The sequence below is a fragment of the Variovorax nivicola genome, assembly GCF_051216475.1.
GTDB lineage: Bacteria > Pseudomonadota > Gammaproteobacteria > Burkholderiales > Burkholderiaceae_C > Variovorax.
Genome location: NZ_JBPJZK010000010.1, coordinates 124093 through 139550, shown reverse-complemented (window position 1 = coordinate 139550; position 15458 = coordinate 124093). Strand labels below are relative to the sequence as shown.

9 protein-coding genes are annotated in these 15458 nt (G+C 66.1%); 8 read left to right on the top strand and 1 reads right to left on the bottom strand.

Going from position 1 to position 15458, the window contains the following annotated elements; genetic code table 11:
• Position 1: 1 nt before the first annotated feature.
• The 4 genes from ligD (at position 2) to ACSFBF_RS30195 (ending at position 6448) form a co-directional block, all read left to right on the top strand.
• Positions 2-2458 carry a DNA ligase D gene (ligD, locus tag ACSFBF_RS30210; protein ID WP_435473459.1) on the top strand — a complete coding sequence of 819 codons (2457 nt, stop codon included), beginning with the start codon at positions 2-4 and terminating at the stop codon, positions 2456-2458.
• Between the two features lie 84 nt (positions 2459-2542).
• The gene (locus ACSFBF_RS30205) at positions 2543-3895 is read left to right on the top strand and encodes a c-type cytochrome (protein WP_435473457.1); all 1353 of its coding nucleotides are present in this window, start codon (positions 2543-2545) and stop codon (positions 3893-3895) included.
• A gap of 28 nt (positions 3896-3923) precedes the next feature.
• A complete protein-coding gene (locus ACSFBF_RS30200) occupies positions 3924-4664 on the top strand; it encodes a gluconate 2-dehydrogenase subunit 3 family protein (protein ID WP_435473455.1) in 741 nt (246 codons plus the stop codon).
• 2 nt (positions 4665-4666) lie between these two features.
• Positions 4667-6448: a GMC family oxidoreductase gene (locus tag ACSFBF_RS30195; protein WP_435473453.1), complete on the top strand. Its 1782-nt coding sequence runs from the start codon at positions 4667-4669 to the stop codon at positions 6446-6448.
• Between the two features lie 13 nt (positions 6449-6461).
• Here the strand turns inward: ACSFBF_RS30195 and ACSFBF_RS30190 are convergent, their stop codons facing one another.
• Positions 6462-7280 (bottom strand): transglutaminase-like domain-containing protein, encoded by an 819-nt coding sequence (locus tag ACSFBF_RS30190; RefSeq protein ID WP_435473451.1) that lies wholly within the window; start codon positions 7278-7280, stop codon positions 6462-6464.
• Between the two features lie 286 nt (positions 7281-7566).
• Here ACSFBF_RS30190 and ACSFBF_RS30185 point away from each other — a divergent pair, with 286 nt between their 5' ends.
• From ACSFBF_RS30185 to ACSFBF_RS30170, 4 genes are all read left to right on the top strand, one after another.
• The gene (locus tag ACSFBF_RS30185) at positions 7567-7719 is read left to right on the top strand and encodes a hypothetical protein (RefSeq protein WP_435473449.1); all 153 of its coding nucleotides are present in this window, start codon (positions 7567-7569) and stop codon (positions 7717-7719) included.
• Positions 7720-7754: 35 nt separating this feature from the next.
• The gene (gene katE, locus ACSFBF_RS30180; RefSeq protein ID WP_435473447.1) at positions 7755-9941 is read left to right on the top strand and encodes a catalase HPII; all 2187 of its coding nucleotides are present in this window, start codon (positions 7755-7757) and stop codon (positions 9939-9941) included.
• 173 nt (positions 9942-10114) lie between these two features.
• Complete coding sequence (locus ACSFBF_RS30175) at positions 10115-12865, top strand: ExeM/NucH family extracellular endonuclease (protein ID WP_435473445.1); 2751 nt, start codon at positions 10115-10117, stop codon at positions 12863-12865.
• A 163-nt stretch (positions 12866-13028) separates the two neighbouring features.
• Positions 13029-15173, top strand: a complete 2145-nt coding sequence (locus tag ACSFBF_RS30170; RefSeq protein WP_435473444.1) for a CHAT domain-containing protein — start codon at positions 13029-13031, stop codon at positions 15171-15173.
• The last annotated feature ends 285 nt before the right edge of the window (positions 15174-15458 follow it).

Genomic DNA, 15458 nt, shown 5'->3' with positions numbered 1-15458 from the left:
CATGGGCACCACCGCATCGACCGCGCGCAAGGCACTGGCGCGCTACCACGGCAAGCGCGATTTCACCCGCACGCCCGAGCCCAAGGTCGGCGGCAGGAATGGCAAGGGCGTGCTGTCCTTCGTCATCCAGAAGCACCACGCGAGCCATCTGCACTACGACTTCAGGCTTGAACTCGACGGCACGCTCAAGAGCTGGGCCGTGCCGAAGGGGCCGTGCCTCGATCCGACCGTGAAGCGCATGGCCGTGCACGTCGAAGACCATCCGATCTCGTACGCCGGCTTCGAGGGCACGATCCCGCCGAAGCAGTACGGCGCGGGCAGCGTGATCGTCTGGGACCGCGGCGACTGGCTGCCCGACGGCGATGCGCGCAAGGCGCTCGCGGCCGGCAAGCTCAAGTTCGAACTGCGCGGCGAGAAGCTGCACGGCCACTGGACGCTGGTGCGCATGCACGGCAAGGGCGACGAGAAGCACGAACCCTGGTTGCTCATCAAGGAGCGCGACGGCGATGCGCGTGCGCTCGACGACTACGACGTGCTTGAAGAACAACCGGCGAGCGTGATCACCGGGCGTGGCGTGGACGAGGTGGACCAGCCGCCGAAGAAGGCCGTAAAGAAGACCGCACTCCCCGCAACCTTCCAGCCCCAGCTCGCCACCCTCGCGGCCTCGCCACCGCCGTCCCCCAACGACTGGCTCTACGAGCTGAAGTTCGACGGCTACCGCCTGCTCGCGCGCATCGACAAGGGCAAGGTCCGCTGCTTCACCCGCAACGGCCACGACTGGACCGCGAAGCTGCCCGCACTCGCCAAGGCCCTCGCGAAGCTGCCTACCGACTCGGCCTGGCTCGACGGCGAGATCACCGTCGACGGCGAAAACGGCGCACCCGACTTCCAGGCGCTGCAGAACGCCTTCGATAGCGGCGCGACATCGTCCATCGTCTACTGGCTGTTCGACGCGCCTTTTCTCGACGGCGAAGATCTGCGCGACATGCCGGTCGAGCAGCGCCGCGAACGGCTCGCGCAGTTGCTCGGCAAGAAGCCGCCCGCGCCACTGCGCCTGAGCGAAGCCTTCAACGCCTCGCCGCGCGACCTGCTCGCGTCATCGGCGCGCATCGGCTTCGAGGGCATCGTCGGCAAGCGCAAGGGCTCGCTGTATGTGTCGCGCCGCTCGCCCGACTGGATCAAGCTCAAGAACCAGCAGCGCCAGGAATTCGTGATCGGCGGCTACACCACGCCGAAGGGCGCGCGCTCGGGCTTCGGCTCATTGCTGCTCGGCGTGCACGACGAGGCCACCGGGCGCCTTCGCTACTGCGGCAACGTCGGCACGGGCTTCGACGCCAATCGTCTCGCCGACATCAAGACGAAGCTCGACAGGCTGGCCACCGACGACTGCCCGTTCACCCCCACGCCGCGCGGCATCAAGGCGCAGTGGGTCAAGCCAACACTCGTGGCCGAAGTCTCGTTCGGCGAATGGACGCGCGAAGACCGCGTGCGCCAGGCCGTCTTTCAGGGCCTGCGCGCCGACAAGCCCGCGCGCGACATTCGCCGCGAGCGGCCGAAGGAAGAAAAGAGCAGCCCCATGTCCCAGAAGATCACCCACGCCGACCGCGTGATCGACAAGCACAGCGGCATCACCAAGGGCGAGCTCGCCGCCTACTACGACGGCGTGGCCAAGCTCATGCTGCCGCACCTGCGCGGCCGTCCGGTGTCGCTCGTGCGTGCGCCCGAGGGCGTGGGCGGCGAGCTGTTCTTCCAGAAGCACGTGCAGAACCGCGAGATTCCCGGCGTGCGCCTGCTCGATCCCGCGCTCGACCCGGGCCACGAGCCGCTGCTGCAGATCGACACGAAGCAGGGCCTGCTGGGCGCCGCGCAGATGAACGTCATCGAGCTGCACACCTGGAACGCCACTTCGCGCGCCATCGGCGAGCCCGACCGCATGACCTTCGACCTCGACCCCGGCGAAGGCGTGGCGTGGCCGCAGATACAGGAGGCCGCGATGCTGGTGCGCACGCTGCTCGACGAGCTGGGCCTGCCGTCATTCCTGAAGACCAGCGGCGGCAAGGGGCTGCACGTGGTCGCGCCCATTCGTCGCCAGTACGACTGGGATGCCGTCAAGGGCTTTTCGCAGGCCGTGGTGGCGCATCTCGCGCAGACCATTCCGGCGCGTTTCGTTGCCAAGAGCGGGCCGCGCAACCGTGTGGGCAAGGTCTTCGTCGACTACCTGCGCAACGGCTTCGGCGCGACCACCGTCAGCGCATGGTCGGCGCGCTCGCGCCCGGGGCTCGGTGTGTCGGTGCCGCTTGCGTGGGATGAGTTGCCGGAGCTCACGAGCGCTTCGCAGTGGACCGTAGCCAATGCAGCGCAGCGCTTCGACACCGGCAACAAGCCCTGGGCCGCGATGGAGCGCAGCCGCAAGGGCCTTGCTGCCGCGATGAAGTTGCTCGGCTACAAGCCGGAGTGATGCGCTGATCCGAAAGTATCAAGAGACATTCCTCTTCATCATTTGCTTGACGTCATTCAGCGGCGCAAGGAGACTGCAACGACGATGAAGAAACTCCTGTGGCCTTTGGCAGGCATCACCGTACTCGTCATCATCACAGTGCTGGCTCTTGCGCTGTGGCCCACGACCACGCGGAGCATCGCCGCCGCGTCCGACAGCAATTCGAAAGCCCTCATCGACAAGGGCCGCTACCTGGCTCAGGCCGGCGATTGCGTGGCCTGCCACACGGCACCGGGCGGAGCGCCATTTGCCGGCGGGCTGCCGCTGGCTTCGCCCATCGGTGCGATGTACAGCACCAACATCACGCCCGATCGCGACAGCGGCATTGGCAACTACACGCTCGCCGACTTCGATCGCGCGGTGCGCCACGGCATCCGGATCGACGGCGATTCGCTGTACCCCGCGATGCCTTACCCGTCGTATGCGCGCATGAGCGACGACGACCTCCGCGCGCTGTATGCCTTTTTCATGCACGGCGTGGCGCCGGCCCAAGCGCAACCGCATCCACGCGGCATTCCCTGGCCGCTGTCGATGCGCTGGCCGATGGCGCTGTGGCGCAAGGCATTTGCGCCGCAGCCAGATGCCGTGGCCTTCGACCCCGCTCGCTATGCCGACATGTCGGTGGCGCGGGGTGCGTATCTGGTGCAGGGCCTGGGGCATTGCGGCAGTTGCCATACGCCGCGCGCGCCGACGATGCAGGAGAAGGCACTGGACGAGTCCAACCCCGAGTACCTGGCCGGTGGGCCCCTCATCGACGGATGGGTGGCGGTGAACCTGCGCGGCAATCCGGCGGACGGACTGGGCGCTTGGTCCACTGCCGATATCGTCGCGACCTTGCGCAGCGCGCGCAACGCATCGCATGCAGTGGTCGGCGGTGCGATGAACGATGCCATCGTGCACAGCACGCAGCACTTGAGCGACGACGATCTGAAAGCGATTGCCGCATTCCTCAAGACGCTGCCGCCTTCGGCGCATTCGCCATCGTCGTTCAATGCCGACCCTGCAACCGCCAAGGCGCTGTGGCAGGGCGTCAACTCGACGCGCGGCGCCGAGCTGTACGTCGACAACTGCGCGGCCTGCCATCGCAGCGACGGGCTGGGCTATGCGCAGGTGTTTCCGCGCATCGCCGGCAACTCCACTGTGCTGGCAGGCGATCCGAGCTCGGTGATCCGCCTGATCCTCGAGGGCAGCAAATTGCCTGCCACGCGTGTCGCGCCATCGGAGCTCGGCATGCCCGGCTTCGGCTGGCGCCTGTCGGACGACGAAGTGGCGCAGCTCGCGAGCTTCACGCGCCAGAGCTGGGGCAACAAGGCTTCGGCCGTGCAGGCCGCACAAGTCGGCACGATCCGCAGCGCCATCGAGAAGGAGCGGGCTGCGCAGGCCGCTCCCGCGCGTTGATCGACCGCCTCATGAACCAGACAGGAGCATGCCCGTGACCGCACCGGACTCATCGCAACCACCGTCATCAAGGCGCCAGTTGTTCAAGGGCTTGGGTGCAGCGACCCTCGCCGTCGCGGTGCTTCCCGGATGCGACACCCGGCAGGCAACGGCCGCGCAAGGCGAAGCGGCCGTGAGCAACCCGGCGCCGAGCACCTATTCGCCGCGCTTCTTCACCGCCGGCGAATGGGCTTTCGTCAACGCTGCCAGCGCGCGATTGATTCCGAACGACGCATCGGGCCCAGGGGCGGTGGAAGCCGGCGTGCCCGAGTACATCGATCGCCAAATGGACACGCCCTGGGCCACCGGCAAGCTCTGGTACATGCAGGGGCCGTTCAACGCCGACGCGCCGGCCACGATGGGCTACCAATCTCAGCTCACTCCGCAGCAGATCTATCGCCTGGGAATCGATGCCGCCAACGGCTTTGTGCAGAAGGCGCAAGGCAAATCCTTCGTGCAACTCGCAGCCGATGCGCAAGACGCGGCGCTGCATGCAATCGAATCGGGCAAGGCCGTGTTCGACGCCGTGCCGGCCCAGCTGTTCTTCTCGATGCTGCTGCAGAACGTGCACGAAGGCTTCTTCGCCGATCCGGTGCACGGCGGCAACCGCGGTCTCGCGGGCTGGAAGCTGATCGGGTTTCCCGGTGCGCGCGCCGACTTCATGGATTGGGTCGAGCGCGACGTGAAGTACCCGCTGCCACCCGTGGCCTTGAGTGGGCAGAGAGGCTGAGCATGGCCGGCAACACGATGAAGAAAGCCGACGTGGTGATCGTCGGCTTCGGCTGGACCGGCGCGATCATGGCCAAGGAGCTGACCGAGGCCGGCCTGAACGTGGTCGCGCTCGAGCGTGGCCCGATGCAGGACACAGCCACAGACGGCATCTACCCGAAGGTGCTCGACGAGCTCACCTACAACATCCGCCGCAAGCTGTTCCAGGACATCTCGCGCGAGACCGTGACGATCCGCCACGGCGTGAACGACACGGCGCTGCCCTATCGGCAGCTGGGTGCCTTCCTGCCGGGCACCGGCGTCGGTGGTGCGGGGCTGCACTGGTCGGGCGTGCACTTCCGCGTCGACCCTGCGGAGTTGCGTCTGCGCAGCCACTACGAAGAGCGCTATGGCAAGAAGTTCATTCCCGATGGCATGACGATCCAGGACTTCGGCGTCAGCTACGAAGAACTGGAGCCGCATTTCGACTTCGCCGAAAAGGTGTTCGGCACCTCAGGCACCGCATGGACCGTGGCCGGCCAGAAAGTGGGCGAAGGCAAGGGCGGCAACCCCTTCGCGGCCGACCGCTCGCGCGCCTTTCCGCTGCCCGCGCAGAAGCGCACGGTGTCGGCACAACGCTTCGGCGATGCCGCGGCGAAGCTGGGCTATCACCCCTACGACCTGCCGTCGGCCAACGCGTCGGGTCCGTACACCAATCCCTACGGCTGCCAGATGGGGCCGTGCAACTTCTGCGGCTACTGCAGCGGCTATGTCTGCTACAACTATTCGAAGGCCTCGCCCAACGTCAACGTGCTGCCGGCGCTGCGCCAGGTGCCGAACTTCGAGCTGCGCACGCATGCGCACGTGCTGCGGGTGAACCTTGCTGCCGATCGCCGCACCGCTACCGGCGTTACCTATGTCGATGCGCAAGGGCACGAGGTGGAACAACCGGCGGACATCGTCGTCATCTGCGCGTTCCAGTTCCACAACGTGCGGCTGATGCTGCTGTCGGGCATCGGCACGCCCTACGACCCGGCGACCGGCAAGGGCACCGTCGGGCGCAACTTCGCGTACCAGAACATGGCGACGATCAAGGCCTTCTTCGACAAGGACGTGCACGCCAACCCCTTCATCGGCGCGGGCGGCAACGGCGTGGCCATCGACGACTTCAATGCCGACAACTTCGATCACGGCCCGTTCGGCTTCGTCGGCGGCTCGCCGATGTGGGTCAACCAGGCCGGCGTGAAGCCGATCAGCGGCATCTCGCTGCCCGAGGGCGCGCCCGGCTGGGGCAGTGCGTGGAAGCAGGCCGTTGCCGACAACTACACGCACACGATGTCGATGGATGCGCATGGCGCGCACATGAGCTACCGCGACAACTACCTGAGCCTGGACCCGACCTACAAGGACGCCTGGGGCCTGCCCTTGCTGCGCATGACCTTCGACTGGAAAGACAACGACATCCGCATGACCCGCTTCATGGCCGAGAAGATGCGCGGCATTGCCGAGGCGATGGGCCCGAAGGCCGTGCGCGTGTTCGTCAAGAACTTCGGCGAGCACTTCGACACGACCAGCTACCAGACCACCCACCTCAACGGCGGCGCGATCATGGGCACCGACCCGGGCACCAGCGCGGTCAACCGCTACTTGCAGAGCTGGGACGTGCACAACGTCTTCGTGCCCGGTGCCTCGGCCTTCCCGCAGGGGCTGGGCTACAACCCCACTGGCCTGGTGGCGGCGCTGACCTACTGGTCGGCCAAGGCGATCCGCGAGCGCTACATCGCCAGGCCCGCGTCGCTGGCCTGACCTGCAAGAGCTACTACTGCAGCACTTCCTCGGTAGTCACGTCGAAGCGCTGCAGCGTGTTCGCGCCGAACACCATCGTGATCGGCACGTCCGCCGCGTCGCGCCCGCGCGCGATCACCACTCGGCCGATGCGCGGCGTGTTGTGCCGCGCGTCGAAGGTGTGCCAGCGGTTGCCCAGGTACACCTCGAACCACGCGCTGAAATCCATCGGAAAGCGCACCGGCGGAATGCCGATGTCGCCGAGGTAGCCCGTGACGTAGCGTGCCGGTATGTTCATGCAGCGGCACAGCGTGATTGCAAGGTGCGCAAAGTCGCGGCACACGCCCGTGCGTTCGCGAAAACCCTCCAATGCGGTGCGCGTGGCCCGTGCATTCTGGTAGTCGAAGCGCAGATGCCGGTGCACGAAGTCGCAGATTGCCTGCACGCGCGACCAGCCCGGCGCCACGTTCGAGAAGTTGGCCCAGGCGAACTGCAGCAGTTCGCCGTCGACCTCGCAATAGCGGCTGGGCAGCACGAAGGGCAGCGTGTCCACCGGCAGGTCGGCCGCCGCATGCTCGCTGGCGCTGAAGTCCACCGGGTCGGGCCAGCCGGTGTCGAACACCACCGCGTGGTTGCGCAAACGCACGCTGCTCACCCCGGCAGGCACGTGCACGCGCGCGCAGCTGTTGCCGAAGCTGTCCTGGTAGTGGTCGGTGGCCAGCGGCGGGCTGAGGATGATGTGCTCGCTGCCTTGCAGGTCCTGGGCACGCGACGGGTGCACCTGCAGCATGTAGATCACCGCCGTGGGGGCGGTGACGCCGAGTTCGATGTCGAAGCCGATCCTGATCTGCATGGGGTTCTTTCTTCCCTGAGGGGATCCGGGCGGTGCGGCCGGTGCGCGAGGCAGTGCGATGAATGACAAGCACGATCAGTGCCGTCCCGTGGGCCCATGCTATGCGACGAATCTTTCAGGCTCCACGGCCAGTCCCCGCGAAGCAGCGTAGGCGGGTGCGATGCGCTGTCGGTGCGCTCCTACCTTGCACGCACTCTTTCTCCCACAGACGGGGGAGGGCGGCCACTACGGGTTGTGCGCGGTGCGAAACATAACCTTGCAATTCGCTTGCAGCCCGGAGGGATCCATGGAGTTCTTTTCTTTTTTCGACACGCTCGCCAGCACCTGGGGCGACGAAATCCTCGTGTGGGCCGTTGCCGCCGTGGCGGGCTGCATATGCCTCGTCGCCGTGGTCAACGTGCTCGACATGTTCCTCGACAGCAATAACGAAACAGGCTGAGTGCCCACCCCATGAAAGATTCCAGCAGATCCACGATGACGCCACAGAACAAGGCCGCCGCAGGCCGCCGCGCCAGCGCCACCAAGGCGGGCGACGGCAGCAACGCCAAGCAGCAGCAGCTGGAAGGCTTCACCGTCGAGCATCCGACGACCCTCACCACCAACCAGGGTCTGCAGATACCGGACAACCACAACTCGCTGAAAGCGGGTGTGCGCGGCCCCACGCTGCTGGAAGACTTCATCCTGCGCGAGAAGATCACGCACTTCGACCACGAGCGCATTCCCGAGCGCGCCGTGCACGCGCGCGGCTCGGCGGCGCACGGCTACTTCCAGGTCTACAAGTCGATGTCGCAGTTCACCTGCGCCGACTTTCTCCAGGACCCGGACCAGAAGACGCCCGTTTTCGTGCGCTTCTCGACCGTGGCCGGCTCGCGCGGCTCGGCCGATACGGTGCGCGACGTGCGCGGCTTCGCCGTCAAGTTCTATACCCGCGAGGGCAACTACGACCTCGTGGGCAACAACATTCCGGTGTTCTTCATCCAGGACGCGATGAAGTTCCCCGACCTCATCCACGCCGTAAAGCCCGAGCCGCACCACGAGATGCCGCAGGCCGCGAGCGCGCACGACACCTTCTGGGACTTCGCCTCGCTCATGCCCGAGAGCACCCACATGCTGATGTGGGCCATGAGCGACCGCGCCATTCCGCGCAGCCTGCGCATGATGGAAGGCTTCGGCGTTCATACCTTCCGCTTCGTCAACAGCCGCGGCGAGAGCCACTTCGTGAAGTTCCACTGGAAGCCCAAGCTCGGCATCCACGGCCTCGCATGGGACGAGGCGCAGAAGATCGCCGGCAAAGACGCCGACTTTCATCGCCGCGACCTGTGGGAAGCCATCGAGAACGGCGACTTCCCCGAATGGGAACTCGGCGTACAGATGATTCCGCAGGACAAGGAACACTCGCTCGGCTTCGACCTGCTCGACCCCACCAAGCTGATTCCCGAAGAGATGGTGCCCGTGCAGAAGATCGGCAGGCTGGTGCTCAACCGCAACCCCGACAACTTCTTTGCCGAGACCGAGCAGGTGGCCTTCCATCCGGGCCACGTGGTGCCCGGCATCGACTTCAGCAACGACCCGCTGCTGCAGGGCCGCCTGTTCTCGTACACCGACACGCAGATTTCGCGGCTGGGCGGCGCCAACTTCCACGAACTGCCCATCAACAAGGGCGTGTGCCCGTTCCACAACTTCCAGCGCGACGGCATGCACAGGCAGACCATCGCGCGAGGCCAGGTGGCCTACGAGCCCAACACGCTGGGCAGCGGCACCGAGTTTCGCGTGGACGGCGGCCAGCACGGCTTCCAGTCTTTCCCTGAAGAGATCGAACCGCCCAAGGTGCGCCGCCGCAGCCCGTCGTTCGACGACCACTTCACGCAGGCGCGCCTGTTCTTCAACAGCCAGAGCGCGGCCGAGAAGGAACACATCATCGCGGCCTTCCGCTTCGAGCTGTCGAAGCTCGAAGTGCCCGCCATCCGCCAGCGCATGGTCGACAACCTCGCGCACGTGGACGAGAAGCTCGCGCGCCGCGTGGCCGAGCCGCTGGGCATCAGCGAGCCCGATGCCAAGGCTGCAGCAGGCCGCGCGGGCTTTCGCGACCACCGCATCGAGCTGCCCATCGACGAATCGCCCGCGCTCAGCATGGCCGATACCGGCGACGGCTCGATCCGCACGCGCAAGGTCGCGATCCTCGTGGCCGACGGTGTGGACTCGGCTTCGCTGAAGCCGATCCGCGAAGCGCTCGAACAGGCAGGCGCGCAATGCAAGGTCGTCGGGCTGCGTCTGGGCACCGTGGCCAGCGCGTCGAAGCGGCAGATCGACATCGACATGACGTTCGCGAACACACCGTCGGTGATGTTCGATGCGGTGCTGGTGCCGGCTGGTAGCGAAAGCGCCGCTGCATTGGCGGGCATCGGCGATGCGGTGCACTTCATGCTCGAGGCCTACAAGCATTGCAAAGCGATCTGCACCGTGGGCGAGGGCGTGCAACTGCTCTCGACGCTGGGCATTGCCGCCGACTCCGACGCTCCAGCAGGCGTGATCGTGGCCGCCACGCCGGTCACCAACCTGGGCGATGCCACTGCCGCAACGCAGATCGCGCATGACTTCATTGCCGCCATTGCCAAGCACCGGCATTGGGATCGCGTGAACATCGACGCAGTACCGGCCTAGCAAGCTTTTGACGTACCTGTCTGCAGGCCGCAATGCGGCCTGCAGCGCGTGGCGCGCCGCGCCAACGCGGGCAATCACCCATGACGAGTCCGGGTTTCTCGGGGGCTACACACAAGCTCCATATAAACGCGCGCTGCTTGCTCGCTGTTTCCCTTTCACTCGAGAAACCCCACATGACTCATTCGGCACTGCGGCCAATCTGGCAGTTCAAAGCTCTGGCACTGACACTGGTCGTTGCGCTGACCGCCTGCGGCGGCGGTGGCGGCGGAACCTCCTTCCCGTTGATCCCCGGGCCTTCTACAGGCACCACGCCACCGCCCACATGTACCGCCGCCGTTCCGGCCAATGCGCCCGTCACGGCCATCTCATCCGTTCAAGGAACGGGCGACACGAGTCCTCTGGCAACGCAAGCCGTGACCGTGCGTGGCGTGGTCGTGGGTGACTTCCAGAACACCGGCACCACAATCGTGAAGCTGAATGGATTCTTCGTACAGCAACTCGTGCCCGATGCCGATCCGCTGACCTCGGAAGGCATCTTTGTCTATGCACCGGCCAACGCCACCCGTGTGTCCATTGGCGATTTCGTTCAGGTCTCCGGTGTGGTGACCGAGTTTGGCCAGACCGCGGGCGCCAATGCAAAGCCCGACAGCATCACGCAGATTGCCGGCACGACAGCGGACCCTCTGGCCATCAGCGTCTGCGCTTCCGGCGTTGCAATCAGCCCCACACAGATCACGCTGCCGGTGGTCGACGAATCAGCGCTGGAGCGCTACGAAGGCATGCTGGTCGAAATTGCGCAGCCCCTGGCCGTGACGGAACTGTTCGAGCTGGGCCGCTATGGCCAGATGGTGCTGGCACTGAACGGACGGCAGTTCAACGCCACCAACGGCAATGCGGCGGCGACCCATGCGCAGAACCTGCTTTCGCGCATCGTGCTGGACGACGGCTCTTCGCGCCAGAACCCGAACCCCATTCCCTACCTGAGCGCAGCAGGCACCGACGGCACCCGACGCATCGGCGATACGACGCAGAAAGTCACCGGCATCCTGAGCCACAACTTCGCGGCCTATCGCATCCAGCCAACGGTGGCGCCCGTGTTCGCGCAGGCCAATCCACGCCAGCCGACGGCGCCGGTGGTCGGCGGCGCGCTCAAGGTGGCCAGCCTCAACGTGCTCAACTACTTCACCACGTTCCAGAACGGAGAAAACTCCGCGGGCCAGACCGGTCAGCGCTGTTTGCTCGGCACCGGTGCCTCGACGGACTGCCGCGGCGCGAACAACCTGAACGAGTTCAAGCGGCAGCAGGCCAAGATCGTGGCTGCCATCGCGGGGCTCGACGCCGACGTGGTGGGTCTGATGGAAATCCAGAACTCCGACGTGGCGACGAACGACCTGCTGGCGGCCCTCAACGCCAAGGTCGGCCCGAACACCTATGCCGCCGTCAACAGCGGCGTGTTCGGCACGGATGCCATCAAGGTGGACATCCTGTACAAGCCCGCGAAGGTCCAGCGCGTCGGCAACGCAGTTCGTCCGACGGGCACGGACCTGACCGACTACACCGCCGCAAGCGGACGACCGCCGCTGGCCCAGCGATTCAGCGCGATGGGCAACAACGGTGGCTTCTGGTTCGTGGTCAACCACTTCAAGAGCAAGGGCAGCTGCCCCACCACCGGCGACGTCGACCAGGGTCAGGGCTGCTTCAACCTGGCACGCACCCAGCAGGCGACGGCGCTGAACAGCTTTGTCGCCAAGCTCAAGCTCATGGACGAGGACGAGACCGACGTGCTGATGATGGGCGACTTCAACAGCTACCTGCTGGAAGACCCGACCAAGGTGCTCGAAGCCGCCGGCAACGAGAGCCTGCTCAAGCGCATGCCCGCCGACAACCGGTACACCTACGTCTTCGGCGGCGAAACCGGCGCGCTCGACCATGCCTATGCATCGTCTTCGCTGGGCTCGCAGGTCAGCGGCGTGAGCGTGTGGCACATCAACGCCGACGAGCCCACCGCGCTGGACTACAACACCGACTTCACGACCGACGACCGCTATGCGCCCACGCCCTTCCGCGCGTCGGACCATGACCCGGTGCTTGTCGGCCTGACCCTGGCAGCCGATGCCGCAGTGACGCAACCCATCGTCAGTGCGTCGATGCCGACGGTCGTAAAGGTCGGGGAAACCTACAGCGTGAACATCTTCGAAGCCACACCCGGTGGCGCGACGACGCTGACTTCCATCGCTGTCGATTGGGGCGACGGCAGCGCCGCCACGACAGCGCCTGGCACCGGCACGGTGACGCATACCTACGCGGCCGCGGGCACCTACAACGTGGTGGTCACGCTGACCAACTCAGCCGGCCAGACCGCAACGCAATCGGGCAGCGTGAACGTCAGCGCGGTGGTCGTGGTAGTACCGCCCGGGCCGCCGGATCTGTTCTTCAGCGAATACGTGGAAGGCACGGCGAGCAACAAGGCGATCGAGATCTACAACCCGACCGCATCGGCAGTGGACCTGAGCCTGTATACCGTCAGGCTGTATTCCAATGGCACGGCTACGCCGCCAGCCAGTTCCCAGGCGCTTTCCGGCTCCTTGCCCGCCGGTGGCGTCCTGGTGCTGGCGAACGCCAGTGCGACGGCTGCCTTCAAGCCCGCAGGCACACTCACCAGCGGCGTAGTCAACTTCAATGGCGACGATGCCCTGACACTGGAAAAGTCGGGCGTGGTCATCGATCGCTTCGGTCAAGTCGGCTTTGACCCTGGAACCGAATGGACTGCCGGTGGAGTCGGCACACTGAACCGGACCCTGCGTCGCAAGCCCGACATCAAGGCGGGGGATCGCAACCCAGGCCTTGCTTTCGATCCGTCGGTGCAATGGATCGGTTTGCCAGAGGACACCTCCGCCGGCCTGGGCGCGCACACGGTAAATTGATCCGGCGCAAGCACCCTCTTAGTCCTTTAGCGCTAGACCTTCTTGCGAATAGGCGCGGCAAAAAGCCGCTCCTAGACTTCCCCCCCGAGGCCTGAACGGCGCGCACTCCCGCGGCGTCGAGCATCCGCAGCAGCGGGTGCATGGGCCGCACGCAGGGGGTTCAATGGCGTGGTTTTCAAGATGGGGATGGGAGCGCCCTGCACGTCATCGTGCGAGCATCGCGGGGGCGCTCGGTCTGGCTGGCATTCTTCTCCTGGGCTACGGCTCTTTGGCATCGGCGCAGCAGGCGACGAGCGCCGAAGCCGCGGCCAGCAAGATGGAGCAGGCCCGACTGGCCGACACCGACACCTTGCTGGCATTGACCAGCGAAGGCGCTGTTCTCTATGGGCAGGACGCCGTCAAGCTCTCGGGCTATCAGTACTGCAGCCAGGCCGTCGCGCTGGCCGAGGCCGGCGAGTTCCGCCAGAGCGTGCGCGCCGCGAGCAAGGCACTGCACCTGGCCAACGCCACCAACGACCCGAACCTGATGGCCATGGCCAATCGCGACCTGGCCATCGTCTACAGCTACTCAGGCCAGCTCGAAAAAGCCGAAGAGTTCGCACGCGAAGCGCTCAGGCACCAGGCGCGCGACCCCAAGCTGGTGGTCGGCCCCGTGCAGAAGGTGCTCGGCGACGTGCGCACGCGCCGCGGCGATTTCGCCGGCGCGGTGCTCAGCTATGACGAGGCGCTGGCCAACAGCTCGCCGCGCTACGCGCCGCTGGTGCAGGCCTCGCTGGTCAATGCGCTGATCGAATCGGGCGACCCCGCACGGGCACGCGAAGTGCTCGGCACCATGGCGCCGCCGAAAGACGCACCGCTCACCGCGCAACTCGACCGCACGCGCGCCCGCCTGCTGCTGGCCGAGAACAAGCCGGCCGAGGCACGCGACATGTACCGCGCCCTCACCGCGCGGCAGGTCGGCGCCGACACGGAGTACTACCGCCTCTGGGCATGGGACGGCGTGGCGCGCAGCGAACTCGCGTTGGGCCAGAAGCAGGCCGCGGCCGAGGCCGTGGGCCGCGCGCTGGGCGACGTCGACAAGGTGCGTGCCAAGTTCCGCAGCGAAGAATTCAAGATGGGCCTGTTCTCGGACCTGCAGACGGTGTTCGAGCGCGGCGTGGCCGTTTATAGCGACGCGGGCGATGCGCGGGCCGCCTTCGAGGTGAGCGAGCACAGCCGCTCGCGCGCGCTGCTCGACGCGGTGCGCGGCCGCGCGAAGATCAGCGAGCAGGCTGCCAACACCGTCGACCTTGCAACGCTGCAGCGCACGCTGGCGGCCGACGAGCGCGTGGTGCAGTTCCACTCGCTGCCCGACCGGCTCGTAGTGTGGGTCGTGAGCTCCAGCAACATCACCGAGAAGACGGTGGCGGTGAAGCGCGACGAACTCAACGAGCTGGTCGAGACTTTCCGTAATTCGATCGTGCGCGGCCGTCGTACCGCCATCACCAATGCAGACAAGCTGGGCGCCGCGCTGCTCGGGCCGCTCGGTCTGGCACCGGGGCAGAGGCTGATCGTGGTGCCGCACGGGCCCTTGCACTACCTGCCGTTCCAGGCGCTGCGGCTCGATGGCCGCTACGTCATCGAGACGCATCCGGTGGCGGTGGCGCCGTCGATCAGCATCGCAGTGCAGCTCGCGCAGCGCACGCCGCGCGTGAACGCATCGCTCACCGCCTTCGGCAATCCGCGCATCGAGGACAAGTACGACCTGCCCGGCGCCGAGACCGAAGTGAAGCAGCTCGCGCAGCTGTTCCCGCGCAACACCGTGTACATGGGCGCGGCCGCCACCAAGACGCAGTTCCGCGACGTGGCCGCGCGCTCACCGCTGATGCATGTGGCGGCGCATGCCGAGGCGGACGCGGTCGATCCGCTGTACTCGCGCATCCTGCTGGCCAACGAGGGCGGCAAGCAGAATTTTCTGGAAGCTCACGAGATCCTCGGGCTGCCGATGGACGGCACCGCGCTGGTAACGCTGTCGGCCTGCGAATCGGGGCTGGGGCGCATCGCGCAGGGCGACGAGGTGCTGGGCTTTACGCGCTCGTTTCTCTCGGCCGGCAGCTCCAGCCTGATCGCCTCGCTGTGGCCGGTGTCGGACGACGCAACCGCTGTGCTCATGAGCACGCTCTACGGTGAGCTGGCCAAAGGGCGCGACATCCAGAAGGCCATGCAGGCCGGGCAACTCGCTGTATTGAAGGACCCAAAGATGTCCCATCCCTTCTTCTGGGCGCCGTTCAATTTGATCGGCAACTGGCGTCTCACGGTGGGGAGTTGAGATGAAACTTTGCTTGTCGATTCGCTGCGTTGTTTCTGGGCGCGATCACGCCGACGGTGTGCTCTGCTCCGCGAATGTCCCCCGGCCTGCGGCCTCCTCCTTTATTTCGCTGCGCAGAGCACACCATCGACGTGATCGATGGACGCAGCGGTTGATCGGCTGGCAAGACAGCCGCGCTCAATGTGTGAATGGCATCGGGTGCTCCCCGCAGCGAAATAAAGGAGGAGCCGAAGGCGGGGGACATTCGCGGAGGGGAGTACCCGGTGTCATTCGCACGCGCCATGA

Excerpts from the sequence above, each read along its gene's own strand:
- ligD (WP_435473459.1), top strand. The coding sequence starts at position 2 with ATGGGCACCACCGCATCGACCGCGCGCAAGGCACTGGCGCGCTACCAC.
- ACSFBF_RS30205 (WP_435473457.1), top strand. The coding sequence starts at position 2,543 with ATGAAGAAACTCCTGTGGCCTTTGGCAGGCATCACCGTACTCGTCATC.
- ACSFBF_RS30200 (WP_435473455.1), top strand. The coding sequence starts at position 3,924 with ATGCCCGTGACCGCACCGGACTCATCGCAACCACCGTCATCAAGGCGC.
- ACSFBF_RS30195 (WP_435473453.1), top strand. The coding sequence starts at position 4,667 with ATGGCCGGCAACACGATGAAGAAAGCCGACGTGGTGATCGTCGGCTTC.
- ACSFBF_RS30190 (WP_435473451.1), bottom strand. The coding sequence starts at position 7,280 with ATGCAGATCAGGATCGGCTTCGACATCGAACTCGGCGTCACCGCCCCC.
- ACSFBF_RS30185 (WP_435473449.1), top strand. The coding sequence starts at position 7,567 with ATGGAGTTCTTTTCTTTTTTCGACACGCTCGCCAGCACCTGGGGCGAC.
- katE (WP_435473447.1), top strand. The coding sequence starts at position 7,755 with ATGACGCCACAGAACAAGGCCGCCGCAGGCCGCCGCGCCAGCGCCACC.
- ACSFBF_RS30175 (WP_435473445.1), top strand. The coding sequence starts at position 10,115 with ATGACTCATTCGGCACTGCGGCCAATCTGGCAGTTCAAAGCTCTGGCA.
- ACSFBF_RS30170 (WP_435473444.1), top strand. The coding sequence starts at position 13,029 with ATGGCGTGGTTTTCAAGATGGGGATGGGAGCGCCCTGCACGTCATCGT.